This is a genomic window from Arthrobacter sp. ISL-65, from assembly GCF_018613795.1.
Classification (GTDB): domain Bacteria; phylum Actinomycetota; class Actinomycetes; order Actinomycetales; family Micrococcaceae; genus Arthrobacter.
Window position 1 is genome coordinate 91381 of sequence record NZ_JAGGPN010000040.1, and the last position, 25755, is coordinate 117135.

General features: G+C 66.5%; 22 protein-coding genes. 18 read left to right on the forward strand and 4 right to left on the reverse strand.

Going from position 1 to position 25755, the window contains the following annotated elements; translation table 11 throughout:
* Positions 1 to 9 precede the first annotated feature (9 nt).
* From J7I85_RS17960 to J7I85_RS18040, 17 genes are all read left to right on the forward strand, one after another.
* The gene (locus J7I85_RS17960) at positions 10 to 1179 is read left to right on the forward strand and encodes a site-2 protease family protein (RefSeq protein ID WP_214854344.1); all 1170 of its coding nucleotides are present in this window, start codon (positions 10 to 12) and stop codon (positions 1177 to 1179) included.
* A gap of 130 nt (positions 1180 to 1309) precedes the next feature.
* The gene (locus tag J7I85_RS17965) at positions 1310 to 2377 is read left to right on the forward strand and encodes a tRNA (adenine-N1)-methyltransferase (RefSeq protein ID WP_251024516.1); all 1068 of its coding nucleotides are present in this window, start codon (positions 1310 to 1312) and stop codon (positions 2375 to 2377) included.
* A gap of 82 nt (positions 2378 to 2459) precedes the next feature.
* Entirely contained in the window at positions 2460 to 4205 is a 1746-nt protein-coding gene (gene arc / locus J7I85_RS17970; protein WP_214854347.1) for a proteasome ATPase, read from the forward strand.
* On the forward strand, positions 4202 to 5875 hold the full coding sequence (gene dop, locus J7I85_RS17975; RefSeq protein ID WP_374102492.1) for a depupylase/deamidase Dop: 1674 nt from the start codon (positions 4202 to 4204) through the stop codon (positions 5873 to 5875). The genes arc and dop overlap by 4 nt, the downstream gene beginning before the upstream one ends.
* Positions 5876 to 5959: 84 nt before the next feature.
* Positions 5960 to 6160 carry a ubiquitin-like protein Pup gene (locus tag J7I85_RS17980; RefSeq protein WP_076802936.1) on the forward strand — a complete coding sequence of 67 codons (201 nt, stop codon included), beginning with the start codon at positions 5960 to 5962 and terminating at the stop codon, positions 6158 to 6160.
* 84 nt (positions 6161 to 6244) lie between these two features.
* Positions 6245 to 7066, forward strand: a complete 822-nt coding sequence (prcB, locus tag J7I85_RS17985; protein WP_214854350.1) for a proteasome subunit beta — start codon at positions 6245 to 6247, stop codon at positions 7064 to 7066.
* A 1-nt stretch (position 7067) separates the two neighbouring features.
* The gene (gene prcA / locus J7I85_RS17990) at positions 7068 to 7775 is read left to right on the forward strand and encodes a proteasome subunit alpha (RefSeq protein ID WP_214854353.1); all 708 of its coding nucleotides are present in this window, start codon (positions 7068 to 7070) and stop codon (positions 7773 to 7775) included.
* Position 7776: 1 nt separating this feature from the next.
* Positions 7777 to 9141 (forward strand): Pup--protein ligase, encoded by a 1365-nt coding sequence (gene pafA / locus J7I85_RS17995; protein ID WP_214854355.1) that lies wholly within the window; start codon positions 7777 to 7779, stop codon positions 9139 to 9141.
* A 113-nt stretch (positions 9142 to 9254) separates the two neighbouring features.
* The gene (locus J7I85_RS18000) at positions 9255 to 10184 is read left to right on the forward strand and encodes an FKBP-type peptidyl-prolyl cis-trans isomerase (RefSeq protein WP_214854357.1); all 930 of its coding nucleotides are present in this window, start codon (positions 9255 to 9257) and stop codon (positions 10182 to 10184) included.
* A 50-nt stretch (positions 10185 to 10234) separates the two neighbouring features.
* The gene (locus J7I85_RS18005; protein WP_214854360.1) at positions 10235 to 10630 is read left to right on the forward strand and encodes an FKBP-type peptidyl-prolyl cis-trans isomerase; all 396 of its coding nucleotides are present in this window, start codon (positions 10235 to 10237) and stop codon (positions 10628 to 10630) included.
* A gap of 164 nt (positions 10631 to 10794) precedes the next feature.
* The gene (locus J7I85_RS18010) at positions 10795 to 12801 is read left to right on the forward strand and encodes a YafY family protein (RefSeq protein ID WP_214854363.1); all 2007 of its coding nucleotides are present in this window, start codon (positions 10795 to 10797) and stop codon (positions 12799 to 12801) included.
* Between the two features lie 42 nt (positions 12802 to 12843).
* Positions 12844 to 13212: a hypothetical protein gene (locus J7I85_RS18015; protein ID WP_214854366.1), complete on the forward strand. Its 369-nt coding sequence runs from the start codon at positions 12844 to 12846 to the stop codon at positions 13210 to 13212.
* Positions 13213 to 13246: 34 nt separating this feature from the next.
* Entirely contained in the window at positions 13247 to 13516 is a 270-nt protein-coding gene (gene tatA / locus J7I85_RS18020) for a Sec-independent protein translocase subunit TatA (RefSeq protein WP_214854370.1), read from the forward strand.
* A 48-nt stretch (positions 13517 to 13564) separates the two neighbouring features.
* On the forward strand, positions 13565 to 14359 hold the full coding sequence (tatC, locus tag J7I85_RS18025) for a twin-arginine translocase subunit TatC (RefSeq protein ID WP_214854461.1): 795 nt from the start codon (positions 13565 to 13567) through the stop codon (positions 14357 to 14359).
* Positions 14360 to 14383: 24 nt separating this feature from the next.
* A complete protein-coding gene (locus J7I85_RS18030) occupies positions 14384 to 17278 on the forward strand; it encodes an RNA helicase (RefSeq protein ID WP_214854373.1) in 2895 nt (964 codons plus the stop codon).
* A gap of 151 nt (positions 17279 to 17429) precedes the next feature.
* Complete coding sequence (locus J7I85_RS18035) at positions 17430 to 19091, forward strand: amidohydrolase (RefSeq protein ID WP_214854376.1); 1662 nt, start codon at positions 17430 to 17432, stop codon at positions 19089 to 19091.
* 434 nt (positions 19092 to 19525) lie between these two features.
* Entirely contained in the window at positions 19526 to 20263 is a 738-nt protein-coding gene (locus J7I85_RS18040) for a polyprenol monophosphomannose synthase (protein ID WP_214854379.1), read from the forward strand.
* A gap of 107 nt (positions 20264 to 20370) precedes the next feature.
* Here the strand turns inward: J7I85_RS18040 and J7I85_RS18045 are convergent, their stop codons facing one another.
* The 4 genes from J7I85_RS18045 to J7I85_RS18060 form a co-directional block, all read right to left on the reverse strand.
* Positions 20371 to 20718: an RNA polymerase-binding protein RbpA gene (locus tag J7I85_RS18045; protein ID WP_003802221.1), complete on the reverse strand. Its 348-nt coding sequence runs from the start codon at positions 20716 to 20718 to the stop codon at positions 20371 to 20373.
* Positions 20719 to 20996: 278 nt separating this feature from the next.
* A complete protein-coding gene (locus J7I85_RS18050) occupies positions 20997 to 21986 on the reverse strand; it encodes an SPFH domain-containing protein (RefSeq protein WP_214854382.1) in 990 nt (329 codons plus the stop codon).
* 104 nt (positions 21987 to 22090) lie between these two features.
* Positions 22091 to 22552 (reverse strand): NfeD family protein, encoded by a 462-nt coding sequence (locus J7I85_RS18055; protein ID WP_190605356.1) that lies wholly within the window; start codon positions 22550 to 22552, stop codon positions 22091 to 22093.
* Positions 22553 to 22673: 121 nt separating this feature from the next.
* Positions 22674 to 23585 (reverse strand): putative RNA methyltransferase, encoded by a 912-nt coding sequence (locus J7I85_RS18060; RefSeq protein WP_214854385.1) that lies wholly within the window; start codon positions 23583 to 23585, stop codon positions 22674 to 22676.
* Positions 23586 to 23659: 74 nt separating this feature from the next.
* On the opposite strand from J7I85_RS18060, the gene J7I85_RS18065 reads away from it, so the two are divergent.
* Positions 23660 to 25744, forward strand: a complete 2085-nt coding sequence (locus J7I85_RS18065; RefSeq protein WP_214854388.1) for a S9 family peptidase — start codon at positions 23660 to 23662, stop codon at positions 25742 to 25744.
* The last annotated feature ends 11 nt before the right edge of the window (positions 25745 to 25755 follow it).

A 25755-nucleotide genomic window follows, 5' to 3' on the forward strand; every position in this document is an offset into this window, starting at 1 on the left:
GCCCGGAACGTGTCTGATCCCGCGGGATCCGGTCAGCAGCCCCCGAACGTGCAGACCCAGAAAAGCCGCCGCGAGGGTATCCCGCTCGGCAGGATCGCCGGCATTCCCATCGTGCTGGCATACTCCTGGTTCATCATTGCCGCCTTCACGGTCATTGTGTACGGGCCCTTGCTGCAGCAGGGCACCCCTTCTTTGGGCGTCGGGGCGTACTACGTTGCATTCGCCTACGCGCTGCTGCTCCTGCTGTCAGTGCTCGTCCATGAGCTCGCGCACGCGCTGACGGCCAAGATCTACGGCTGGCCCAGCGAGAAAATCGTGCTCAACCTCTGGGGTGGCCACACCCAGTTTGAAAGCTTCACCGCCACACCCGGACGGTCCGTGCTGGTGGCCATGGCCGGGCCGGCCGCCAACTTCGTGCTGGCCGGGGCGGCCTGGCTGGTGATCTCCGCGGGCGGGTTGTCCGGCGTAGCGGACACCCTCCTGAACATCTTCTTCTGGGCGAACCTCGTGATCGGCATTTTCAACGTTCTGCCCGGGCTGCCGCTGGATGGCGGCCGCCTGGTGGAATCCGCGGTCTGGAAGGCCACCGGCAGCCACGCCAAAGGGACCGTCGCGGCCGGCTGGGGCGGACGCATCATCGTCATCGCCCTGGGCCTGTGGTTCATCGTCCGGCCGCTGCTCATCGGAGACGTACCGGACACCAGCATGCTGCTCATCACCATCCTGGTCGGCGGTTTCCTCTGGATGGGCGCGTCAGCGTCAATCCAGCAAGGCCGCCTGCGCAGCCGGCTCCATCTGGTGAGCGCCGCCGCATTGGCCGAACCCGCCGTCAGCCTTTCCGAAGCGGGGAGCGTCAGCGACGTCCTTCGGGTATCGGCAGGCGGGCGGACCGCCGTCGTGCTCTGCGGACCTGACGGCAGGCCCAACAGCGTGGTTGACCCCGCGGCCCTGGCCGCGGTACCCGCCGCCATGGCCGGCACCACCCCCGCCGGAGCGGTGACCTACCCGCTGGGCGCCGGCGCCTATGTGCCGGAATGGTCCAAAGGCCAGGAGTTGCTCCAGTACCTGGCACAGCTCGAAGGACACGACTACGCGGTGGTTGACCACAACGGCCGGGTCACCGGCCTGCTGCGGCAGTCCAGCGTGGTGACGGCCATAACAGGCAAGGCCCCCCGCTAAAACACGCGCCGGCAGGGCCAGAACCGGTAGAGTTACGTGCCGGTCGTGAAATCGGCAGCGGGTGCACGGCGCCCTGCCGGACCGCCACGGTGCACGCCAAGACAGCTTTCACAGGAGCGAGGACACAGTCATGAGCAGCGAATCTGCCGCCAACGCAACCAGCACGGGCCTTTCCTCCGGCACTGCAGCCGGGATGGCGGACCAGCCGGTGGGCGCTGCCCGGCGGCGCGGCCCCTTCCGCGAAGGCGAACGGGTCCAGCTGACGGACGAGCGCGGGCGCATGAACACCATCAGCCTCGAGGCCGGCGGAGCCTTCCACACCCACCGCGGCTTCCTAAACCACGACGACATCATCGGCAAGGTGGACGGTTCGGTGGTGGTCAACAACGTCGGCCAGCAGTACCAGACGCTCCGCCCGCTGCTGTCCGACTTCGTCCTGTCCATGCCCCGCGGCGCCGCCGTGGTCTACCCCAAGGACGCCGGCCAGATCGTCACCATGGCCGACATCTTCCCCGGCGCCCGCGTGGTGGAAGCAGGCGTGGGCTCAGGTGCCCTCTCCATATCGCTGCTCCGTGCGGTGGGGGACCAGGGCTACCTTCACTCCTTCGAACGGCGCGAGGAATTCGCCGCCATCGCGCGCGGCAACGTGGAAACCATCTTCGGAGGCCCGCACCCGGCCTGGCAGATCTCCCTCGGGGACTTCCAGGAGGAAGTGGTCCGCGCCGAAGAACCCGGCTCCATCGACCGCGTGGTCCTCGACATGCTGGCGCCCTGGGAATGCCTTGACGCCGTGGCCACCGTCCTGGCCCCCGGCGGCGTGTGGATCAACTACGTCGCCACCGTCACCCAGCTCTCCCGCACGGCTGAAGCCATCCGCGCCGACGGCCGCTTCACCGAACCGGACGCCTGGGAATCCATGGTCCGCGGCTGGCACCTCGAAGGACTCGCCGTGCGCCCCGACCACCGCATGGTCGCCCACACAGGGTTCCTGCTGGTCACCCGGCGGCTCGCCGACGGCGTCACCGGCATCTCCGTTAAGCGGCGTCCGTCCAAGACCGAGTTCAACGAAGAGGACGTCAACGCCTGGACACCGGGCGCCGTGGGGGAACGCCTGGTCTCGGACAAAAAGCTGCGCCGGGCGGCGCGGGACGCGATCGCCGGCACAAACGTGAAGGACGATCCGGACATCACAAACTAGTCCGTATTTCGGATGTCGTCGGCTCTACCAGCCAACTTGGGGCTATCGTCTTAAGAAGAGCGCAGGAAGGGGCTGATGCATCATGGAGACGCCAAACAAGGACTCCGTGCCTACGCCGGCTGAACAGGCTGGTGCCAACGAACTGTCTGTCGCGGACCGGCAGGTCAATATCCTCAGGGACAAACTGAGGCATATCGACCGTCAGCTGGCAGCTGCCACGCAGAACAACACCAAGCTCGTGGCAATGCTGGAAACCGCCAAGGCCGAAATACTCCGGCTGAAGAACGCCCTGGACCAGGAGGGGCAGCCGCCGTACAGCTTCGGTACCGTCCTTCAGCTGAACCCGCGGCGGCAGGCTGCCGGCGGCGGCCAGGCGGCCACCGAGGAATCGGTGGACATCTTCAACGCCGGGCGCAAAATGCGCGTCGGCATCAGCCCCCTGGTCAACATCAACCAGCTGGCCGTCGGCCAGGAGGTCCTCCTCAACGAGGCGCTCCTGGTGGTGGCCGGCCTCGGTTACGAGCGCGCAGGCGAGCTCGTCACGCTTAAGGAGCTGCTCGGCCCGGACCGCGCACTGGTCCTTGGCCGTGCCGATGAGGAGCGCGTCATCAGGCTCGCAGGCCCGCTTCTGGGCGAAAAGCTGCGGGTGGGCGATGCCCTCTCCATCGATTCGCGCACCGGGTACGCCCTCGAGAAGGTCCCGCGGTCCGAAGTAGAGAACCTCGTTTTGGAGGAAGTCCCGGACATCACCTACGAGGACATCGGCGGCCTCGGCCCGCAGATCGAACAGATCCGGGACGCCATCGAGTTGCCGTTCCTGCATCCGGACCTGTACCGCGAGCACGGGCTCAAGGCTCCCAAGGGCATCCTGCTCTACGGCCCTCCGGGCTGCGGCAAGACCCTCATCGCCAAGGCGGTGGCTAACTCCCTGGCCGCGCGGGCCGCGGAACGCTCGGGCAATATCGACCTCAAGAGTTACTTCCTCAACATCAAGGGACCCGAACTCCTCGACAAGTATGTCGGCGAAACCGAACGCCACATCCGGCTGATCTTCTCGCGGGCCCGCGAAAAGGCCTCGGACGGCAGCCCCGTTGTGGTCTTCTTCGACGAGATGGATTCGCTCTTCCGCACCCGCGGCACGGGCATCTCCTCGGACGTCGAAACCACGATTGTGCCGCAGCTGCTGAGCGAGATCGACGGCGTGGAGCGGCTGGACAACGTGATTGTCATCGGTGCCTCCAACCGCGAGGACATGATCGACCCCGCCATCCTGCGCCCCGGCCGCCTGGACGTGAAGGTGAAGATCCAGCGGCCCGATGCCGAGGCCGCAGCGGACATCTTCAGGAAATACATCACGCCGGACCTGCCGTTCCACGAGGATGACCTGGTGGAGCACGACGGCGATGTCCAGCAGACTGTCGACGCCATGGTCCAGCGCACCGTGGAGTCGATGTACTCGACGGAGAAATCCAACGAGTTCCTGGAAGTTACCTACGCCAATGGGGACACCGAGATGCTGTACTTCAAGGACTTCAACTCCGGGGCCGTGGTCCAGAACGTCGTGGACCGTGCCAAGAAGTACGCCATCAAGGACCTCCTGATCACGCAGCAGAAGGGCCTGCGCATCGACCACCTGCTGCGCGCCGTGGTCGATGAGTTCCGCGAGCACGAGGACATGCCCAACACCACCAATCCGGATGACTGGGCACGCATCTCCGGCAAGAAGGGTGAGCGCATCACTTACATCCGCACCATCGTCCAGGGCAAGGCCGGCCAGGAGCCCGGCAAATCCATCGAGACCATGCCCAACACGGGCCAGTACCTGTGACGGCCGCCCCCGAACCAGTGCTGGGAGGTGGCCTGCCCGCTGGCGGCGCCATGCGGGTCATGGGTTCGGAGACCGAATACGGGATTCACGCGCCGGCCGCTCCGGGTGCCAATGCCACCATGATGTCCGCCCGGGTGGTCCAGGCTTACGCCCAGGTCACCCGGCTCCGGGCCGCCGGCGGCGCCGAGACCCGCTGGGACTACACGGACGAGGAGCCGCTGCACGACGCCCGCGGCTGGACACTGGAGCGCGGACAGGCCCACCCGAGCCAGCTGACGGACCAGCCGCCTGTGCTGGACGCCGAGGCGGTGGCGCTTGCCTACGGCCATGAGGAGCTTGAGCTGGACGGCGAGGACGAATCGGGCTCGCTGCTGATGAACATGGTGCTCGGCAACGGGGCCCGCCTCTACGTGGACCACGCGCACCCCGAGTACTCGAGCCCGGAGGTCACCAACCCCGCGGCTGCAGTGGCCTGGGACGCGGCCGGCGACCTTGTGGGCCTAGCCGCGGTCCGTAGGCTGGCCAGCGACACGGAACTGCCCGCCGTCAACCTCTACAAGAACAACACCGACAATAAGTCCGTGTCCTACGGGTCCCACGAAAACTACCTGATGCCGCGGTCCGTCCCGTTCGGCGACATTGTCCGCGGGCTGACCCCGTTTTTCGTGTCGCGGCAGATTATCTGCGGTTCGGGGCGGGTGGGCATGGGCCAGGACAGCTCCCGGTCCGGTTACCAGATCAGCCAGCGGGCGGACTTCTTCGAGGCGGAGGTGGGACTCGAAACCACAATCCGGCGCCCCATCATCAATACCCGCGACGAGCCGCACGCAACGGCGGACAAGTACCGGCGGCTGCACGTCATCATCGGCGACGCCAACCTGAGCCAAGTGTCCAACTACCTAAAGTTTGGCACCACCGCCATGGTGCTGAGCCTGATCGAGGCGGGCCTCGCGCCGCGGATCGAGGTGCACGAGCCGGTGGCCGCGCTGCAGGCCATCAGCCATGACACCACCCTGACCGCCCAGGTCAGGCTGCTCGACGGCCGCCGGGTGACGGCCCTTGACCTGCAGTGGATGTACCACGAGGCCGCCGCCAAGCTCGCCCAGGACACGGGCGTCTCGGACGCCGTCGACGGCGACGGCCACACGCACGCCGTGCTGGAGCGGTGGGCTACCACCCTAACGCAGCTGGACAGCGACCGGTCGGCTGCCGCCACGTCGGTGGAGTGGCTGGCCAAGCTGTCCATCCTGGAGGGCTACCGCCAGCGCGACGGGCTCCAGTGGAATGACGCCCGGCTGGGCCTGGTCGATCTGCAGTGGTCTGACCTCCGGCCCGAAAAAGGGCTCTACTACCGCCTGCTCTCCCGGAACCGGATGCAGCGGATCGTGGACGACGCCGACATCGCCGCCGCGGTGACGGAACCGCCGTCGGACACCCGGGCGTACTTCCGCGGACGCTGCGTCAGCAGCTTCAGTAAGGACGTGGTGGGCGCCAGCTGGGACTCGGTGATCTTCGACGTGCCGGGCTACGGAAGGCTGCAGCGCGTGCCCACACGGGAGCCGCTGCGCGGCACGAAGGCGCTGACGGGAGGGCTGTTTGCCAAACACCGCGAGGCGGGGTCGTTCCTAGCGGAACTGCTCGGATCTGCACCGGCTCCGCCACCGGCATAATGCACCCCGCAACGGCCCTTTGCGTGGCAATATGGGCATACAGGATGTCCCTCCGGAGTGGGGGACTGGATGAAGGAGAAGGACATGGCAGGCCAGGAGCAGCAGCAGCCGCAGCCACGCGACACCGAGGTCGAGGAAGAGGTCCCCGTACCGCCGGCGCCCGCAGAAGGACAGGCATCCGCTTCGACGCAGGGTGTTGACGATCTCCTCGACGAGATTGACGGCGTCCTGGAGTCCAACGCGGAGGAATTCGTCCGGGCATTCGTGCAAAAGGGCGGCCAGTAGACCGGCAGCCACCCCACCCGCACCGGGCACGGAAGCCAGAGCTACCGGACAGCCGCTGAATTATGACGTTGAAGGAGTGCACCAGTGCAGGAGACAACAGCCAACAAGGTAGCCGCCCACGCGACGTCGTCGTTCACTGAGCATCTCCAACGCGACCGTCCGGAACTGCTTCCCCAATACGCACCATTCACTGCGGGCACGTCCACCGGCCAGCCGCTAGCCGTGCCCCACGCCACCACCATCGTGGCAATGACCTATGCCGGCGGCATCGTCATGGCCGGCGACCGCCGCGCCACCATGGGCAACATCATCGCCAGCCGGCACATCGAAAAGGTCTTTCCCGCCGACCAGTATTCGGTCCTCGGCATCGCCGGCACGGCAGGCATCGCGATCGACCTGACACGCCTGTTCCAGGTGGAACTCGAGCACTACGAGAAGATCGAAGGCACCCTGCTGAGCCTGGACGGGAAGGCGAACCGGCTCGGCGCCATGATCCGCGGCAACCTGCCAATGGCGCTGCAGGGTCTCGCAGTGGTCCCGCTGTTCGCAGGCTTCGACACCGCCGCCGGGGCAGGCCGGCTGTTCTCCTATGACGTGACCGGCGGCCGCTACGAGGAACAGGAACACCACGCCGTGGGCTCCGGATCAATGTTCGCCCGCGGCGCACTTAAAAAACTTTGGCGGCCCAACCTGCCTGAGGACGAAGCCATATCCGTCGCCGTGGAGTCCCTCTACGACGCCGCCGACGACGACTCCGCCACCGGCGGTCCCGACCCCGTGCGGCAACTGTGGCCCGTGGTATATGCCGTCAACCGGGCCGGAGCCCGGCGGGTCTCGGAGCGCGACCTCGCCGCCACGGCCGGAAACATCATCGAGTCCAGGGCAGCTGCCCGGCGGGAGGCCTGATATGACACAGCAGTTCTATGTCTCTCCCGAACAGCTGATGAAGGACCGTGCGGATTTCGCACGGAAAGGCATCGCCCGCGGACGGTCCGTGATCGTGGTCAGCTGCGAAGACGGGATCGCGCTGGTGGCCGAGAACCCGTCTCCCTCGCTGCACAAGATCGGCGAGATCTACGACAAGATCGCCTTCGCCGCCGTCGGGAAGTACAACGAGTTTGAAAGCCTCCGCCAGGCCGGGGTGCGCTACGCCGACGTCCGCGGCTATTCCTACGACCGCGAGGACGTCACGGCCAGGGGACTGGCCAGCGTCTACGCCCAGAGCCTGGGTGCCGTCTTCACCGCGGAGCAGAAGCCGTTCGAGGTGGAACTGGCCGTGGCAGAGGTAGGAGCCAGCCAGGACCTCGACCATCTTTACCGCCTCACGTTCGACGGCTCCATCGCGGACGAGCGCAACTTCATTGCGATGGGCGGCCAGGCGGACAAGGTTTCCGGGGCGATCGAGGGCGGCTGGCAACGCGACCTCTCGTTCGCGGCGGCGATCCGGCTCGCCGTCAAGGGACTCGTAACGGACAACGAGGCACCCGACCTGCCGGCCAAGGCCTTGGAAGTGGCGGTGCTGGACCGCAGCTCGGAAAGCAACAGGGGGACGCGGAGGGCTTTCCGCAGATTGTCCGACCAGGACGTCGTGGAACTGCTGGCTGAGGAGAGCTGACATGGACAAGAGGATTTTCGGCATTGAAACCGAATTCGGGATTTCCTATTCGAGCCCGGACTCCCGGCCCCTCGCCCCGGAGGAAGTGGCCCGCTACCTGTTCCGAAAGGTGGTCAGCTGGGGCCGGTCCTCCAACGTGTTCCTCACCAACGGGTCCCGCCTGTACCTTGACGTGGGCTCGCACCCGGAATACGCCACCGCAGAATGCGACGACCTCGCCCAGCTGATCGCCCATGACCGCGCCGGGGAGCTCATCCTCGATGACCTCGTGGATGAGGCCCAGTCCAGGCTCGCCGCCGAGGGCTTCAACGGCACGGTGTACCTGTTTAAGAACAACACCGATTCTGCAGGCAACTCTTACGGCAGCCACGAGAACTACCTCATTCCGCGCCGCGGCGAGTTCACCCGGCTGGCCGAGATCCTGATTCCGTTCCTCGTCACCCGCCAGCTCATCGCCGGTGCGGGCAAGATCCTGAAGACGCCGCACGGGGCCACCTACGCGTTTTCGCAGCGGGCGGACCACATTTGGGAGGGCGTGTCCTCGGCCACCACCCGTTCCCGGCCGATCATCAACACCCGGGACGAGCCGCATGCCGACGCTGAGTTCTACCGCCGCCTCCATGTGATCGTCGGCGACTCCAACATGTCCGAGACCACGGCGCTGCTCAAGGTGGGCACCGTGGACCTCATCCTGCGGATGATCGAGGCCGGCGTGATCATGCGGGACATGCGGATGGAAAACCCCATCCGCAGCATCCGGGAGATCTCCCATGACCTGAGCGGCCGCGCATTGGTCAGGCTCGCCAACGGCCGCCAGCTCACCGCGCTGGAGATCCAGCAGGAGTACCTGAACAAGGTCACGGCGTTCGTCGAGGAAAACGGCGCCCACAACCCGCACGTGCCGCTGATCCTGGACCTGTGGGGGCGGACGCTGCGGGCCATCGAAAGCGGCGACTCCAGCACCATCGACACCGAAATCGACTGGGCCATCAAGAAGAAGCTCATGGACAGTTACCGCAGGCGCCACGGCCTAGGGCTGGACGCCCCCAGGATCGCGCAGCTGGACCTCACCTACCACGACATCTCCCGTTCCCGCGGCCTGTACTACCTGCTCCAGTCCCGCGGCGCCGTCCGCCGGGTGACCGAGGAGACCGCCATCAAGGACGCCGTGGACGCCCCGCCGCAGACCACCAGGGCCAAGCTCCGTGGCGACTTCGTCCGAAAGGCGCAGGAGCTGGGCCGGGACTACACCGTGGACTGGGTCCATCTGAAGCTCAACGACCGCGCCCACCAGACCATCTTGTGCAAAGACCCGTTCCGCAACGTTGACGAGCGGGTTGATGCCCTTCTGGACTCTATGGGCTGATACCCAGCTTTCCGCGTTACTCTGGAAGAGGCCGTTCTGCGGTCCTGACTGCCTTGCCGTCTGTAGCACCTCCGCCGGCAGGGCATCCATCTTGCCCCGACGAAAGTTCTTACGTGCGCCGACTACTAGCAATCCTTCTTCCCGCGCTGCTTCTGCTGACCGCCTGCGGTGGCCAGGAGCCAGCAGCTCCGGAACCGACCAGCCAGTCCGCGGGTGACACCGCCAAGTTCGACTCGCTCAAGCTGACGGACAACGGTGACAAGAAAGCCCCCAAGGTCGAGTTCACCAAGCCGCTGGAGGTTACCGAACCGACCGTGAAGGTTGTCACCGAAGGCAGCGGGGATCGCGTCAAGGCCAACCAGATTGCCGAGATCTCCGTCCTTGCCCTGAACGCCAAGGACGGTTCCACGCTGGACGACAGCTTCCCCCGCGATCCCGAGCCCCTTGAACTGAACGACAAACTCAAGACCGGCAGCGCGATCGTCTACAACGCGTTCGTTGGCGCCAAGGTGGGCTCACAGCTCGCCCTCGCCATCCCGGGCAAGGCAGCGGCGGAAGGCCAGGCTGCCCAGCCGACCCAGCTCCTGATCATCGAGGTGCTCTCGGCCAAGGAGGCCCCGAAGGTGCTGGAGAAGCCGGAAGGTGATCCGGTCACACCGCCCGCAGGCCTTCCGACCGTCACCGAGAAGGACGGTGTCCCGGAGATCTCGGTTAAGGGCGTCGCCGCCCCCAAGAAGCTCATCGCCCAGGACCTGATCAAGGGCAAGGGCGCCGTCCTCAAGGCCACGGACACCCTGACCGTCAACTACGTCGGCGTGGCCCTGGCCAGCGGCAAGAAGTTTGACTCCAGCTTCGACCGCAAGGAGCCGGCCTCGTTCGCGCTGAACCAGGTCATCAAGGGCTGGACCCAGGGTTTGGCCGGCAAGACCGTTGGCTCGCGCGTCCTGCTCGTTATCCCCAAGGATCTCGCCTACGGCGACTCCGGCCAGGGTGACGCCAAGGGCGACCTCGTGTTCGTCGTCGACATCCTGGGCGTCAAATAAGCCAGGCGTCAAGTAAGCAACTCAAACACCCACCAGCAGAAGGAGTAACTATGTCATTTGGCCAGCGCAAAATCGACCGTGACAAGCCGGAAATCGACTTCCCCCAGGGCCCGGTGCCCACGGAACTCGTCATCACGGACATCATTGAGGGCGACGGTCCCGAGGCCAAGGCCGGCGACACCGTGTCCACGCACTACGTCGGCGTGGCCTGGTCCACCGGCGAAGAGTTCGACGCATCCTGGGGCCGCGGCGCCCCGCTGGACTTCCGCGTCGGCGTCGGCCAGGTCATCCAGGGCTGGGACCAGGGTCTGCTTGGCATGAAGGTCGGCGGACGCCGCCGCCTGGAGATCCCCTCGGAGCTGGCTTACGGCTCACGCGGTGCCGGCGGAGCCATCGGCCCGAATGAGGCTCTGATCTTCGTCGTGGACCTGGTGGGCGTCCGCTAGTCCCCACCCGCCCCCTATCCTCGCAAGCTCGGACAGGGAACCCGGCGGGCGTGGGCCCACCACCCGCCCCTATCCTCGTAAGCGCGGTAACAATCCGAAGGATTTTCCGGATTGTTGCCGCGCTTTCGCGTTATTGCCCGAACGGCTTTAGTAACGTAACGAGGGTGTCCGCCCAACGTACTGAACGCCTGCTGAACCTCCTGATCGCCCTGCTGAACTCGCGGTACGGCCTCCGGCGCAGTGAGCTGCGGGAGAAAATCTATTCCGGCGGCGCAGCCAGCGACGCCGCCTTTGGCCGCATGTTCGAACGCGACAAGAACGACCTGCGGGACTTTGGCTTCGACGTCGAGACGGTCACGGACCTGGGCTGGAGTTCCGACGATCCCGGCACCACCCGGTACCGGATCGGCAAGGAGTCCAACCGCCTGCCGGATGTGGAGCTCACCCCGGACGAATGGACGGTCCTGCTGCTGGCTTCGCAGCTCTGGGAACAGGCGGCCCTGGGCACGGCGGCGAGCAACGCCCTCCGCAAGCTTCAGGCCGCGGGCGGCCTGGCCGACGTCGAACTTCCGGCCGGCGTGCAGCCGCGCATCAGACCCGCCGGCCAGGCGTTTGAGGATCTCGTGGCCGCCATGCACGCCCAGCACGCCGTCCGCTTCCTCTACCTGGCCGGCAGCACGGGGCGGGAAGAGGAGCGCGTCGTTGAGCCCTGGGGCCTGGGCAGCCGCTTCGGCCAGTGGTACCTCGTCGGCTTTGACCGGGGCCGACGCGCCAAGCGCTTCTTCCGGCTGTCGCGCCTCACGTCTGCGGTGACAATCCTGGACAGGGAGGCCTTCACGCCGCCCGCCGGCTTCAACGTGCGTGCCGAGCTGAACAGCCTTCCGGAGCTTCCGGTCAGCTCCGCCGTCGTGGACGTCCGCAGCGGCAAGCTCCTGGGGCTGCGCAAGCGGGCCGCCGGGCCCGCGTCTCAGGAGGCGGACACGGACGTGTCCCAGAATATGGAGGCCAACGCCGGGTGGGACCGTCTGAGCGTCCCCTACCGTGACGCTGAGGTGCTCGGGGAGGAGCTGGCCTCCTACGGGCCGAACGTAAGGGTGGTGAGCCCCGGGGAGCTGTCCGCCTCCGTGCAGCGCCGTCTGGCGAATGCCGCCGTCTTCATCGGTGCTCCGGTGCCGCCTTATTCGTTCGCGCATGCCGGGACGGGGAAACGGACCCGCAAGCGCACGTCAGAAGATCAGCTCACGCGGATGCTGCAGCTGGTCCCGTTCCTGGTCCGCAACCAGGGCCTGCCCATCGAGGAGGTGGCCGACCGGTTTGGGGTGACCCGCCAGGAACTGGAGGGGGATCTGCTGATCCTGATCTGTTCCGGCCTGCCGCAGGGATACCCGGACGAGCTGCTGGACATCCAGTGGGAGGAGGGGCACGTTTTCATCAGCCAGTCCATGGAGCTGAACCGGCCGGTCCGCTTCACCGTGGACGAGGCCTGCGCGCTGCTCACGGGCCTCGAGACCCTGAACGGCCTGCCGGAGCTGGCCGAAGGAAGCGCCCTGGAATCGGTGACGCTCAAGCTGATGGCGGCCGCGGGGGAGGAGGGGCTCCGTGCCGCTGCCCTCTCCGGGCCGGAGGTCGCACCCGGCAACTCGGCCAACCTCGAGGTTATCCGCGACGCGATTGAATCAGGGTCCCAGCTGCACCTCGTCTACCTTTCCGCGCAGAAGGACACCCTGTCGGAGCGGGACGTGGATCCGCTCCGGCTCTACTCCATGGACAACACCTGGTACTTCGAGGCCTACTGCCATTCGGCGGCCGGCCTGCGGAATTTCCGGCTGGACCGGATCGAGGATCTCGCGCCCACCGGGAAGCCGGTCTCGTCCGGGATGAAGCCCGACGGCGGGTTCCCGGCAAAGCTGTTCACCCCCAACGACGACGACACGCTGATCACCGTCCAGCTCACCGCCCGCGGTGCCGGGCTCGCGGACGACTATTATGCCGAGCGGACAGCGCCGCTGCCGGACGGCGGCCTGGTGGCCGAGATCCGGTTCGGCAACACGGCATGGCTGCCCATGTTTGTGGCCCAGCACGGCGGAACGGCACGGATCCTGGAACCTGAGGCGCTTGCCCGCGCCTCGCAGGACTGGATCGGGGCGGCCCTGGCCCAGTACAAGGGCTAGCCAGTACAACGGCTAGCCTGTACGGCAGCTAGACTACTCAGCATGCCTTGGTGGTCCTGGATCCTTATTTGGGTGGCGCTTGTGTCACTGTCGCTGCTGTTCTTCGTACTCATGGGCGTTCGCCTGTTCCGCCAGTTCATGGCAACAGTCAAGGAGCTTGGAGAAGCGGGCGACAAACTCACCAGCCTTCCGGTTCCCGCGGCAGCATCCGCGGGTGCCGCTGCGGCGGCACCTGATTCCGCCGTCGTCGGGCTTGCACCGGGAACCGCCCCTTTTGCCTCGCCGCACCAGATGCGCCATGATTACCACGCATCCAAAGAGGTCCGCAGGGAGGCCCGGCGCCAGCGCCGGGTCCGCCGGAAGACCGGACGGGGCCAGCCCCAGTCGCTGCGCGACATCGAATTCAGATAAACGTAGGATGTAGCTAAACGAAAGGAACACCAACATGAGGCTTGAAGGCTGGCATCTCATCATCATCATCGTCCTTGCTTTGGTGCTCTTCGCTGCACCGAAACTTCCCGGCATGGCCCGGAGCCTCGGCCAGTCGATGCGCATTTTCAAGTCGGAAGTCCGCGAAATGAAGAAGGACGGTGCCCCTGAAGCCAAGGACGGCTCGGATCCCGTCGAAGGCACCGTCGTCAACCACCCGCGTTCCACCCCGACGGACAACCGTCCCGCAGACGGAAACGACGTTCCGCCGCCCAACCGCGCCTAAGATTTCGTGGCACTGACCATGAGTCGTCAATCCAATCCTGAGGGACGGATGGCTCTGCTGGACCATCTGCGCGAACTCAGGAACCGGCTGTTCAAGTCCGCCATTGCCGTTGTGCTCGCCACAATCGCGGGTTTCCTGGTGTACCAGCCCATGCTCGCGGCCCTGATCAAACCGATCAAGGACCTCAACGAGAGCGAGGGCCGGCAGGCATCGCTCAACTTCGACGGCGTGGCGAGCTCCTTCGACCTCATGATCCAGGTGTCGGTGTTCCTGGGGGTAATCCTGGCCAGCCCGGTCTGGCTGTACCAGCTCTGGGCGTTTATCGTCCCCGGACTGCACAAGAAGGAACGCCGGCTGGCGCTGTCCTTTGTGTCGGCCGCGGTGCCGCTGTTCATCGGCGGCGTGACGCTGGCGTGGCTTGTCCTCCCCAATGCCGTCCGGGTCCTCACCGACTTCACGCCATCCGGAGGCTCCAACTTCATCAGCGCCCAGGTCTACCTGTCCTTCGTGCTGCGGCTGCTGCTGGCCTTCGGCATCGCCTTCCTCCTCCCTGTCGTCCTGGTCGGTCTGAACCTCGCCGGGCTGCTCCGCGGGGAGCAGCTCCTGAAGAGCTGGCGCATTACGGTGTTCCTTGTTTGCCTGTTCGCAGCCATGGCGGCCCCCGGCGGCGATGCGATGAGCATGTTCTACCTTGCCGGTCCCATGCTCCTGCTCTTCTTCGCGGCCATCGGCCTGTGCGTCCTGAACGACCGCCGGCGAGCACGCCGCGCAGAGAAGCGGGCCGCTGAGACCGAGGCCACAGCCGATGTCGCGACTCCGAGCAGTGAGCTGAAGAATCTCTAGGCACGCCACCGCTAGGCTTGAGGAATGTCCACCACCACTCCGTCGCCCTCCGAACGGTACCGCGCCAGCGCCGAACGGGCCGCGGAAGCAAAGACCCACCTGGGCGCGTTCTCCCGCACACTGAGCTTTGAACTGGATGACTTCCAGCGGCAGGCGTGCAAGTCCCTCCAGGAAGGGCGCGGGGTACTTGTCGCCGCGCCCACCGGTGCCGGCAAGACCATCGTGGGCGAGTTCGCCGTCTATCTGGCACTCCAGCGCGGGCTGAAGGCCTTCTACACCACGCCCATCAAGGCGCTCAGCAACCAGAAATTCACCGAGCTGACGGAGAAATACGGCGAGACGAACGTTGGACTCCTGACCGGCGACACCAGCATCAACGGCGACGCACCCGTAGTGGTCATGACCACCGAGGTCCTCCGCAACATGCTGTATGCCGACTCCGATACCCTGTTCGACCTGGGCTTTGTGGTCATGGACGAGGTCCACTACCTGGCCGACCGCTTCCGCGGGGCAGTCTGGGAGGAAGTCATCATCCACCTGCCCAGCGAAGTGCAGGTCGCCTCCCTTAGCGCCACGGTGTCCAACGCGGAGGAGTTCGGCGCATGGCTGGACACCGTCCGCGGCGACACCGACGTGATCGTCTCCGAACACCGTCCCGTGCCTCTCTGGCAGCATGTCATGGTGGGCCGGGAAATTGTGGATCTCTTCGCGGGCGAGACCACCTTCGACGAAATCGCGCCCGCCGGCAGCCCTGCGGCGGCGGCTGCCCTGCCTCTGGCGCCAACACCTGCCGACGCCGGACAGCGCGGTTTCGAGGTCAACCCGGAGCTGCTGACCCTCTCGAGGGCCGAAAGCCAGCTCAACTTCCAGGGCCGCTTCGGCCACGGCGGCCGGAGCCAGCGGCGGCAACAGCGCCAGCGCTATGGTGACAGGCCCCAGCAGGAGACCCGGACCGCCGTGCGGCGAGCCGGCCGGCCGCAGGTCATCGCCAGCCTTGACCGGCAGGACCTGCTGCCCGCCATCACCTTCATCTTTTCCCGGGCCGGCTGTGACGCCGCCGTCGCCCAGTGTGTAGCGTCCGGGCTGTGGCTCACCACGGAGCGGGAGCAGGGCATCATCGCCCAGCGGGTGGACGAGGCCGGCCAGGACATTCCGACCGACGACCTCGAAGTGCTGGGCTTCTGGAGCTGGCGCGAGGGGCTCCTGCGCGGCTTCGCGGCACACCATGCCGGAATGCTTCCCACGTTCAAGGAAGTGGTTGAGAAGCTTTTTGCGGACGGCCTCGTGAAGGCGGTTTTCGCCACCGAGACGCTGGCCCTCGGGGTCAATATGCCGGCCCGATCCGTGGTGCTGGAGAAGCTGGACAAGTTCAACGGCGAAGCCCACGTAGACATCACGGCGGGGGAGTACACCCAGCTCACCGGCAGGGCGGGCCGGCGCGGCATCGACGTCGAAGGCCATGCCGTGGTCCTGTGGCAGCCGGGCACGGACCCAGCTGCCGTGGCCGGCCTTGCCTCCCGCCGGACGTATCCGCTGAATTCCAGCTTCCAGCCCACGTACAACATGAGCATCAACCTGCTGGCCCAGTTCGGCCGGCCGCGGGCCAGGGAAATCCTGGAGTCCTCCTTCGCCCAGTTCCAGGCTGACCGCTCGGTGGTCGGGCTGGCCCGGCAGGTCCGCAGCCGTGAGGAATCGCTGGCCGGCTACGCCAAGTCGATGACGTGCCATCTGGGCGACTTCACCGAATACGCGCGGCTGCGCCGGGAACTTTCCGACGCCGAGAATTTCAGTTCGCGGGGCAAGTCGAGGGCCCGCAAGTCGCTCAACGAGGATTCCTTGAGCCGGCTCCTGCCGGGGGACGTGGTGGATGTCCCGGCCGGAAGGGCACCGGGATTTGCCGTGGTGCTGAGCTCGGACCACAACGCCCGGGACCCCAGGCCCGCGGTGCTGACGCTGGAAAGCCAGCTGCGCCGGATCGGCGTCGATGACCTTGAGGGGCCCATTGCGCCGCTGACGCGGATCAGGATCCCCAAGTCATTCAACGCCAAGGTGCCCAAGTCACGGCGGGACCTGGCCTCATCCGTCCGGAACGCGCTGCGGGAGAACCGGCCGCCGGCCCGGGGAAGCAGCCGCAACAACGACTTCGGGCTGGGTTCTGCCATGCAAAACCAGGAAAAGAAGATCGCTGATCTGCGGCGTGCTCTGCGCGCCCACCCGTGCCACGGCTGCAGCGAACGCGAGGACCACGCCAGGTGGTCCGAACGCTGGTGGAAGCTGCGCAAGGAAACCGACGGTCTGGTCCGCCAGATCCAGGGGCGCACCAACACCATCGCCAAGACGTTTGACCGGGTCTGCGATGTCCTGTCGGCCTACGGCTACCTCGAATCCACCGAGGACGGGCAGCACCGCATCAGTACTGACGGCCAGCGGCTGCGCCGGATCTACGGCGAGAAGGACCTGCTGATTTCCCAGGCACTGCGGCAGGGTGCGTTCGATGACCTCGACGCCGTGGAGGTGGCTGCTTTCGCCAGCGTGCTGGTGTACCAGGCTAAACGTGAGGACCGCGGCCTGCGGCCCCGGATGCCCAGCGTCTCACTTGAGACGGCCGTGGATATCGTGGTCCGCGAGTGGTCTGCGCTGGAGGACGTGGAGGAACAGAACAAGCTGCCGCTCACCGGCGAGCCCGAACTTGGACTGGTCTGGCCCATGTACAAATGGGCCCGCGGCCGGCATCTGCAGGAGGTACTCAGCGGCACCGACCTGGCCGCCGGCGACTTCGTCCGGTGGGTGAAGCAGGTGATCGACCTGCTGGACCAGCTTGCCAAGATTCCCGGCCTGGACCCCCGGCTGGCCCGGCTCTGTGCCGAGGCCATCAAGCTGATCAGGCGGGGCGTCGTAGCCTACTCCACGGTGGGCTGAGCGCCGGAATTCCAGCCCCGGCGCACGGGCCCAGCACACGCGGCCCAACCTCCGTTCCGAACACTCGTACCGGACACCTCCGCACCAAACTCCCCGTACTGAAGACCCAAATTGAACACCCGGATTGAACACCACCCCAAGGAGCGCCTCCATGGCCGATGCCCCCGCCAGCCCGCAGGATGGAAGCGAACCGTCTAAGGTCAGGCTGTACCGCAACGGTTCCGTCTACACCGCGGCTGATCCCTTCGCCACGGCCATGCTCGTGGACGGCGACACCATCGCCTGGGTCGGTTCGGAGCAGGCTGCTGCTTCCATCGCCGACAGCTCCATGGACATCATCGATCTGCGCGGCGCCCTCGTGGCCCCGGGTTTTGTCGATTCCCACGCCCACCTGACGGAGACAGGCATCGCGCTGGACTCACTGCAGCTGGGCGGTGTCCGGTCCGCCCGCCAACTGCTGGACGCCGTCGCGGCCTCGGGCGGAAACGGTGCAGTGCTGGGGCACGGCTGGGATGAGTCCCTCTGGGACGATCCCACGCTCCCGGACGCCGGAGAGTTGGAGCGGGCTGCCGCTGGCCGTCCGGTATATCTTTCCCGCGTTGACGTGCACTCCGCCCTCGTCTCGCCGTCACTGGTGGCCAGTGCCGGGCTGGCGGAGCTGGACGGCTACGCGCCCGGCGGTCACGTGAAGCGCCAGGCCCACAGTGCTGCCCGGCAGGCCACCCGCCGCCTGTCATCCGCTGCGCTTCAGGAATACCAGCGGCGTGCGCTGGACGAGGCTGCGGCCAACGGGTATGTGGCGCTGGCCGAGATGGGTGCACCAAAAATCAGCAGCGTCGAGGACCTGCGGCTGGCGGCCGGATGGAATGACGCGGCAGGCTCCCGCCCGGCACCGGAGGTGCTCCCGTACTGGGGGCAACTGACGCCGACGGCGGCCGACGCCGAGGCGCTGCTTGCCGAGCTCGGGGTCCGGGTCCGCGGATTTGCCGGGGACCTGAACATCGACGGATCAATCGGCTCCCGCACGGCGTCCCTGCGGGAACCCTATGCGGACGCACCGGAGGAGAGCGGCACGACCTACCTTTCCGTGGCTGACGCGGCCGCGCATTTGGCGGCGTGTTCAGTGCTGGGTATCCAGGGCGGATTCCACGTCATTGGCGACGCCGGCCTCGATGCGGCCCTGCAGGCCCTCGAGGAGGCAGCCGCCGAGGTGGGGGAGCAGCGGGTCCGGGCCGCGGGGCACCGCTTTGAGCACGTCGAAATGGCCGACGCCGACGCGATCGCCCGCCTGGCGAAGTACTCTGTGACGGTCAGCGCGCAGCCCGCCTTCGACGCCGCGTGGGGCGGCCAGGGGCGGCTCTACGAGCAGCGCCTCGGCACCCGCAGCCGCGGCATGAACCCGTTCGCCTCGTTCTACTCGGCAGGTGTCCCGATCTGCTTCGGCAGCGACACCCCGGTGACGCCGCTCCGTCCCTGGTCCAGCGTGCGGGCATGCCTCGAACACCACGACGCGGACCAGCGCATCTCCGCCCGTGCAGCCTTCCTCGGCCACACGCGGGCCGGCTGGCGCGCCGCCCGGTACGAAGACCCCATGGCCGGCCAGTTGGTACCGGGGGCTCCCGCAACCTTCGCCGTCTGGGAAGTGGATGAGCTCATGGTCCAGGTGGCGGACGGCAGGGTCCAGTCCTGGAGCACGGATCCCCGTGCCCGCACGCCGCTGCTGCCCGCGCTGGACACCGGCACGGATCCGCGGTGTTTGCAGACCGTGCGGAACGGGCTGGAGCTGTTCTCCGCAGGGGCCCTCGGCGCCTGATCAGCAGGCGGGTCTGGCGGCGACATATTGCGCCATCCGGCCGCCATCTGACGACACATCACCCGCCCAGAAGTGGCGCTGACCTGCGACGATATATGAACTGGCAGGTCAGAGGGCTGTTGACAGCCCCCAGCCAGTCCGTAGCATTGAGCTTCCGGGGCGGGTCCAAAGCGCAGCAGAAAACAGTTCCTCCATCCGCTTATCGCGGCATCAGCAACTGGCCCGTGGCGCGTGGACCCGCCCGTGGCGGAGCCTGACCCCGGCCACCCATGCTGCTGATAAACAAGCGCGAACGCGCACTTGCGGCCCCGATGCCAGCTAAGCGGACGGAAGCGCTGTCCGGGGCCCGTATAATGGGGAGTTGCGCTTTACGAGCCGGCGTTCCCGCCAGGCTTCCCGCGCACTGACCGCTCCCATCCAGGAAAGGCCTCCCTGTGCGTGTCCTCACCATCATCCCCACCTACAACGAGCTGGAGTCGCTTCCCAAGACTCTGGGACGCCTGCGCGCCGCCGTGCCGGCCTCCGACGTCCTCGTTGTGGACGACAACAGCCCGGACGGCACCGGACAGCTGGCGGACAGCATTGCTGCCGGGGACAACCAGGTCCACGTCCTGCACCGGAAGGGCAAGGAAGGCCTGGGGGCCGCTTACATCGCGGGCTTCAAGTGGGGACTGGACGCCGGCTACGACGTCCTGGTGGAGATGGACGCCGACGGTTCGCACCAGCCCGAACAGCTGCCCTCCCTGCTGGAGGCCGTGGACCAGGGCGCAGACCTCGCCATGGGTTCCCGCTGGGTGAAGGGCGGAAGCGTCGTGAACTGGCCACTGTACCGCCAGGCCATTTCCCGGACCGGGAGCACGTATGCGCGCATCATGCTCGGCCTCAAGATCAAGGACGTGACCGGCGGGTACCGGGCGTTCCGGCGCACCACACTGGAGAAGCTGAACCTGGCCCAGGTCGATTCCGTGGGTTACGGCTTCCAGGTGGACCTCGCGTGGCGCGTCGCGAAGATGGGGCTTAACATCGTGGAGCGGCCCATCACGTTCGTGGAGCGTGAACTGGGGGCTTCCAAGATGAGCGGCAATATCGTGGTTGAGGCCATGATCAACGTGACGAAGTGGGGCCTGACCGCCCGCTGGAAGAAGCTGACCGGCAAGAGCCCGCGCGACTAGCGGCACAAAGACCAGGCGGATACACAAAAGGCCGGATCGGCTGCAACCATGTGGTGCAGCGGATCCGGCCTTTTTGGCTGTAGCGCCTGCCTGCCGGCTAGCAGCGGTTAGGCTGAACGCCGTTCGCCGCGACGCTCGCGCAGAATGGTGAGACGGTCTTCGAGGATCTGCTCAAGCTCGGGAAGCGAGCGGCGCTCCAACAGCATGTCCCAGTGCGTACGGACTGCTTTTTCGTTGCTGGTGTCCGGGCGTTCGCCATCAACGAGCAGCGCTTCCTTGCCGGTCTTGGAAACCCAGACAGGGGGAATTTCGGCTTCGGAGGAAAAGGTTACAAAAACCTGTTCGCCGTCCTCGCACCGGTACTCAACCCGCTGACGCGGAGCCGGCTCCACGCCGGATTCGGTCTCCATGCTTTGGGCGCCAAGACGCATGCCTCGCAGGCTGCGATCGCTCATGATTTCTCCCTCTAATCGGTTCGCGGAGCGGACTCCGCGCTAGCCGGAAGCCCTGCTAAGGGTGCCTCCGGACTACGGTGTTGTTCACGTAGCATCACTAGGTGAAACGCTTCGCCAAGCATTGTTGTTCCGCACGGACTGATCCGGCCGGACAAATATCCCATTATACGGATTCCGGCAGGGCGCAGCAAGGCGGCCGAGCGTAGCAACGCGGGCATAGTCGGACGAAAAAGGGAGGCAGGCCAATCGGCCTGCCTCCCTTTGCTTGCCCTGAAACTCTACGCCTGGGTCCGGGCCGCCGCCTCGTCGGGCTGGCCACCGGACTGGGCACCGGACTGGCCGCCGTCCTGGCCCCCGAACAGGTCGCCGGATCGGGGATCAGGGTTGGTTCCGCCCAAAGCGCTGCCGATGCCTTTCAGTGCCTCGCCGACTTCACTGGGGATGATCCACAGCTTGTTGGACGAGCCTTCCGCGAGCTTCGGGAGTGTCTGCAGGTACTGGTAGGCCAGCAGCTTCTGGTCCGGGTTGCCCTTGTGGATGGCGTCGAACACCTTCTGGATGGCCTGCGACTCGCCGTCGGCACGCAGGATGGCAGCCTTGGCGTCACCCTCGGCCTTGAGGATGGCGGCCTGCCGCTGCCCTTCCGCGGTCAGGATCTGAGACTGCTTGGTTCCCTCAGCGGTCAGGATCGCGGCGCGGCGGTCACGTTCTGCCCTCATCTGCTTCTCCATCGAATCCTGGATGGAGTGCGGCGGGTCGATGGCCTTCAGTTCCACCCGGGAGACGCGGATTCCCCAGCGTCCGGTGGCTTCGTCCAGGACGCCGCGCAGCTGGCCGTTGATCTGGTCGCGGGACGTGAGCGCCTCTTCCAAGTTCAGGCCACCCACCACGTTACGCAGGGTGGTGGTGGTCAGCTGCTCCACTGCCTGGATGTAGTTGGCGATCTCGTAAGTGGCGGCGCGGGGGTCGGTGACCTGGAAGTAGACCACGGTGTCGATGGACACCACGAGGTTGTCCTCCGTGATCACGGGCTGCGGCGGAAAGGACACCACCTGCTCGCGCAGGTCCAGCAGCGGCAGAAGCCGGTCAACAAAGGGGATGAGGAGGGTCAGGCCCGGATTAAGCGTCCGCTGGTACTTCCCCAGCCGTTCCACGACGCCGGCCCGGGCCTGCGGCACGATCCGCACAGAGCGGACCAGCACGATGATGACGAAAATAATCAGAACCACCAGCACGAACGTGAGTGCGATTCCTCCTGGGTTATCCATACTTCTCCTTTGTCCCCAACTTTCAGTGAAGCTCTAACCTGGCGAAAACTCGCCGCAATCTGCTGCTCCGCCGCGGCGGGAGCAGAAACCCATGGGGGAGCCGCCTACTGGACGGCGGTCTCAGCCTGCGGTGACACGACCGCCGTCGCACCTTCAATCGCCGAGACGATGACGCGCTGGCCTTCAGGCAGGACGCCGGACTGCGACCGGGCGCTCCAGATGTCGCCGCCGATCTTCACGCGTCCACCGGTGGCCGTTACTGCCTCCAGGACAAGCGCTGATTCGCCGATTAGGCGGTCAATGTTGGTGCGCTGTTCGGGCGGGCCCTTGTGCAGGTGCTTGAGTGTCACCGGGCGAACGAACGCGATCATAAGCAGCGACACGACGCAGAACACCACGATCTGCAGCCACAGATCCGCGCCGGCGAAGTCGGCCACCAGGCCGGCCAGGGCGCCTCCGCCCAGCATGATGAAAAACAGGTCAAGGGTCAGCATCTCCACGGCGGCGAACACCAGGAAGAGGGTGAGCCACAGCGCCCACCAGTTTTGGCCAAGCCATTCAAACATCGCGTTCCCCCTTGATTCCAAGGGCCGCGGGGCAGACCCTCAGTAACTTTCTTCCATCGTAGACCGAAGCAGGAGCCCCCGGCAGGGGAATGGCAGGCAGCGCAGGAACGTGGCCAAGCCGTTATGGAGCAGGGATTTCCGAGGGCACGAAGATACTGATCCGGAACCGGGCGGAGACCCTGGTGGTTTGCGGAAGGCCGGCCAGCCGTTCGGTCAGTGTGGCACGGTCCGTGTGGTGGCCGGCAGGGCCCATGAGCGCGAGGTTGGCTACGTCCTCGGGAGAAAGCGACAGGTCCACGTCGATGTCCTGCGTCGACAGCGGCGAGAAGCGGCCTGCGAGCGCGTCGGCCAGGCGCTCGTCTTTGCCGGGGTCGATGCCCAGCATTCCGGCCCGGCTGGCGATTTCCCCGAGGTGGCCGGCTCGCGGCGTCACTACGATGAGCCTGCCCGTGGGTTTGAGTACGCGGGCGAACTCGGCCGGGCTGCGGGGCGCGAACACCACGGTGACGACGTCGACGGCGGCGTCCGGGAGCGGCAGTGGCTGCCAGACGTCACCCACCAGGTTGATGGCTTCCGGGTTGAGTTTGGCGGCGCGGCGCAGGGCGAACTTGGAGATGTCCAGCCCGACGGCGGCCACGCCGTCGGCGCCGTCACCATGTTCCCTGTGCTTCAAGTGATCGTCCAGATAATCAAGGACCGCCCGCAGGTAGTGGCCCGTTCCTGTCCCGGAGTCGAGGACCGTCGGGGCGGGGCCGTTCAACGCCGGCTCGGCTGCCCGGGCCAGCGCCTCAGCCAACGGCCGGTAATGACCGGCGTCGAGGAAGGCTGCCCGTGCCGCAACCATCTCCGCGGTATCCGATTCGAAGGCGGTTCCCTTGCCCACCAGCAGGTTGAAGTACCCCTGCCGGGCGGCGTCGAAGCTGTGCCGCTCCCGGCACGCCAGCGCCCGGACCCGGCCGGTGCCGCCATCGCCGACGGGTTGAAGATCCTGGCGGCAGACGGGACAAAGCAGAACGGGCAGGCGCGAGAGCATGAGGACAATCCTAGGGCAGGTGTTTTCCGCGGCTACCGTTCCGTGCCCTTGCCCGACCCGCTAGGCTCACGTGGATGAAGCCTGAACATCTGCCGCTGCTCAACTCCGTCTCCGTCCCCGCCGTGCACCCCGACGGCACCAGGGCCGTTGTGTCCGTCGTTCGGCCGGACTTTGACGCCGACTCCTACGTTGGCCAGCTATGGAGTGTGCCCCGGGACCCGGAAAAGCTGCCACGCCGCGTGACCCGGGGATTCCGCGACACGGCGCCGGCTTTTTCGCCGGACGGCCGGGTGCTGGCTTTCCTCCGCGCCGCCCCGGGAGGCAAGCCCCAGCTCCACGTGGTGGAGTCCGCCGGCGGGGAGCCGCAGGCCCTGACCGACAGCAAGATGGGCGTCAGCTCCTTCGCCTGGTCACCGGACTCCACCCGGCTCGTGTTCGGTTCCAGGGAACCGGAAGAAGGCCGCTACGGATCGCTCGACGGCGTGGCGTCCGGTGCCGAGGACGCGCGGTTGATCACGGATTACAAGTACAGGATGAACGGCGTGGGCTACACCCGGGACAAGCCGCTGCAGCTTTTCCTGCTCGATGTTCCGGAACTGGGCGGGGAACCTTGGGTCAAGCCAGTGGGGCGCGCCGCTAAGCGAAGCGACAGCGGGACGGGCAAGAGCGGCAGCGAGAGTGAAAGTTCGGCGGAGTCCGGCGAGGAGTCCGGCGAGGATTCCGGCGGGTTCCCGGAGGCACGCCGGCTCACGACGTCGGCAACCGACCACACCGGCGCAACCTTCAGCAGCGACGGCAGCGCCATCTACTTTGTGGCGTCCCTCCACGAGGATGCCGACCAGGATCTGGTATCCGGGATCTACCGCGTAGCAGCCGACGGCGGCACCCCGGCTTTGGTGCCGGTCCCCAACTTGGGTGCCCAGACCGTTTCCGACGTCCGGGAGTCGGCCGACGGGCGCTGGCTGTTCTTCACTGCCCAGGACCTGGGCAGCACCGGCCAGGACTTCGTTGCCAAGAACACGGTGCTCCATGCCATGCCCACCGCCGGGGGCGACGCCACGGCCCTGAGTGACGCGGAGAACATGGACGTCGCAGCGCCCGGTGCCACCATCGGCCTCCGCGGCAAAGACAGTGCCCTGGTGCTCAACAATGCCCAGGGAACGGTGGAGCTGCTCGAATTCAGCGCCACGGGAGACCACTCCCTCCTCGTTCATGGTGACCGGGTGGTCGCCGGGGCCGGCGACGCTGCAGGCACGGTGTTCCTCAGCTACAGCGACGCCGCCACGGCGGGTGACGTGGGGGTCCTCGAAGACGGCCAGCTCCGGCTGCTCAGCGATTTCTCCGCCGCCCTGCGGACCGAAGCAGGCATCATCGAACCGCAGGAGCTGACGTTTCCTGCCCCGGACGGCTACCCGGTCCACGGCTGGCTGGTTCTGCCGCCGGGCAAGGGACCCCACCCCGTGCTGCTGAACATCCACGGCGGACCCTTCGCGCAGTACACCACCGCGTTCTTCGACGAAGCACAGGTTTACGCGGCGGCGGGATACGCCGTGCTCATGTGCAATCCACGCGGCTCCGCCGGCTACGGCCAAGCCCACGGCCGGTCCATCAAGGAGCGGATGGGCACCGTGGACATGCAGGACGTCCTCGCCTTCCTGGACGGTAGCCTCGAGAAGTTCGATTCCCTCGACGCCGGCGCCCTGGGGATCATGGGCGGTTCCTACGGCGGCTACCTCACGGCGTGGACCATCAGCCAGGACCACCGGTTCCAGGCAGCCATCGTGGAGCGGGGCTTCCTGGATCCCGTCAGCTTCACGGGTTCGTCGGACATCGGCTGGTTCTTCGGCGGTGAATACGTCGGCTCGGCAGCCGGGCAGGTGGCCGCACAAAGCCCCATGGCAACGGTTGCCGCGGTCCGGACGCCCACGCTGGTGATCCACAGCGAGGACGACCTCCGCTGCCCGGTGGAACAGGGCCAGCGCTACTTCACTGCGCTCAAGCAGCAGGGCGTCGACTCCGCGTTTCTCGTGTTCCCGGGCGAGGACCACGAGTTGTCGCGCTCGGGAACGCCGCATCACCGGCGGCAGCGGTTCGAACAGATCCTGGCCTGGTGGGCGAAGTACCTGCCGACGGACAACAACCGCTTAGGAAACGCCTGAATGGACTCGGC

Bases quoted from the DNA above. Each gene is read 5' to 3' on its own strand.
- J7I85_RS18030 (WP_214854373.1), top strand. From the start codon at position 14,384: ATGTCCACCACCACTCCGTCGCCCTCCGAACGGTACCGCGCCAGCGCC.
- pafA (WP_214854355.1), top strand. From the start codon at position 7,777: ATGGACAAGAGGATTTTCGGCATTGAAACCGAATTCGGGATTTCCTAT.
- tatC (WP_214854461.1), top strand. From the start codon at position 13,565: ATGGCTCTGCTGGACCATCTGCGCGAACTCAGGAACCGGCTGTTCAAG.
- tatA (WP_214854370.1), top strand. From the start codon at position 13,247: ATGAGGCTTGAAGGCTGGCATCTCATCATCATCATCGTCCTTGCTTTG.
- J7I85_RS17965 (WP_251024516.1), top strand. From the start codon at position 1,310: ATGAGCAGCGAATCTGCCGCCAACGCAACCAGCACGGGCCTTTCCTCC.
- J7I85_RS18055 (WP_190605356.1), bottom strand. From the start codon at position 22,552: ATGTTTGAATGGCTTGGCCAAAACTGGTGGGCGCTGTGGCTCACCCTC.
- J7I85_RS18045 (WP_003802221.1), bottom strand. From the start codon at position 20,718: ATGAGCGATCGCAGCCTGCGAGGCATGCGTCTTGGCGCCCAAAGCATG.
- J7I85_RS18005 (WP_214854360.1), top strand. From the start codon at position 10,235: ATGTCATTTGGCCAGCGCAAAATCGACCGTGACAAGCCGGAAATCGAC.
- J7I85_RS17980 (WP_076802936.1), top strand. From the start codon at position 5,960: ATGGCAGGCCAGGAGCAGCAGCAGCCGCAGCCACGCGACACCGAGGTC.
- J7I85_RS18015 (WP_214854366.1), top strand. From the start codon at position 12,844: ATGCCTTGGTGGTCCTGGATCCTTATTTGGGTGGCGCTTGTGTCACTG.
- J7I85_RS18065 (WP_214854388.1), top strand. From the start codon at position 23,660: ATGAAGCCTGAACATCTGCCGCTGCTCAACTCCGTCTCCGTCCCCGCC.
- prcA (WP_214854353.1), top strand. From the start codon at position 7,068: ATGACACAGCAGTTCTATGTCTCTCCCGAACAGCTGATGAAGGACCGT.
- J7I85_RS18060 (WP_214854385.1), bottom strand. From the start codon at position 23,585: ATGCTCTCGCGCCTGCCCGTTCTGCTTTGTCCCGTCTGCCGCCAGGAT.
- arc (WP_214854347.1), top strand. From the start codon at position 2,460: ATGGAGACGCCAAACAAGGACTCCGTGCCTACGCCGGCTGAACAGGCT.
- J7I85_RS18050 (WP_214854382.1), bottom strand. From the start codon at position 21,986: ATGGATAACCCAGGAGGAATCGCACTCACGTTCGTGCTGGTGGTTCTG.
- J7I85_RS18035 (WP_214854376.1), top strand. From the start codon at position 17,430: ATGGCCGATGCCCCCGCCAGCCCGCAGGATGGAAGCGAACCGTCTAAG.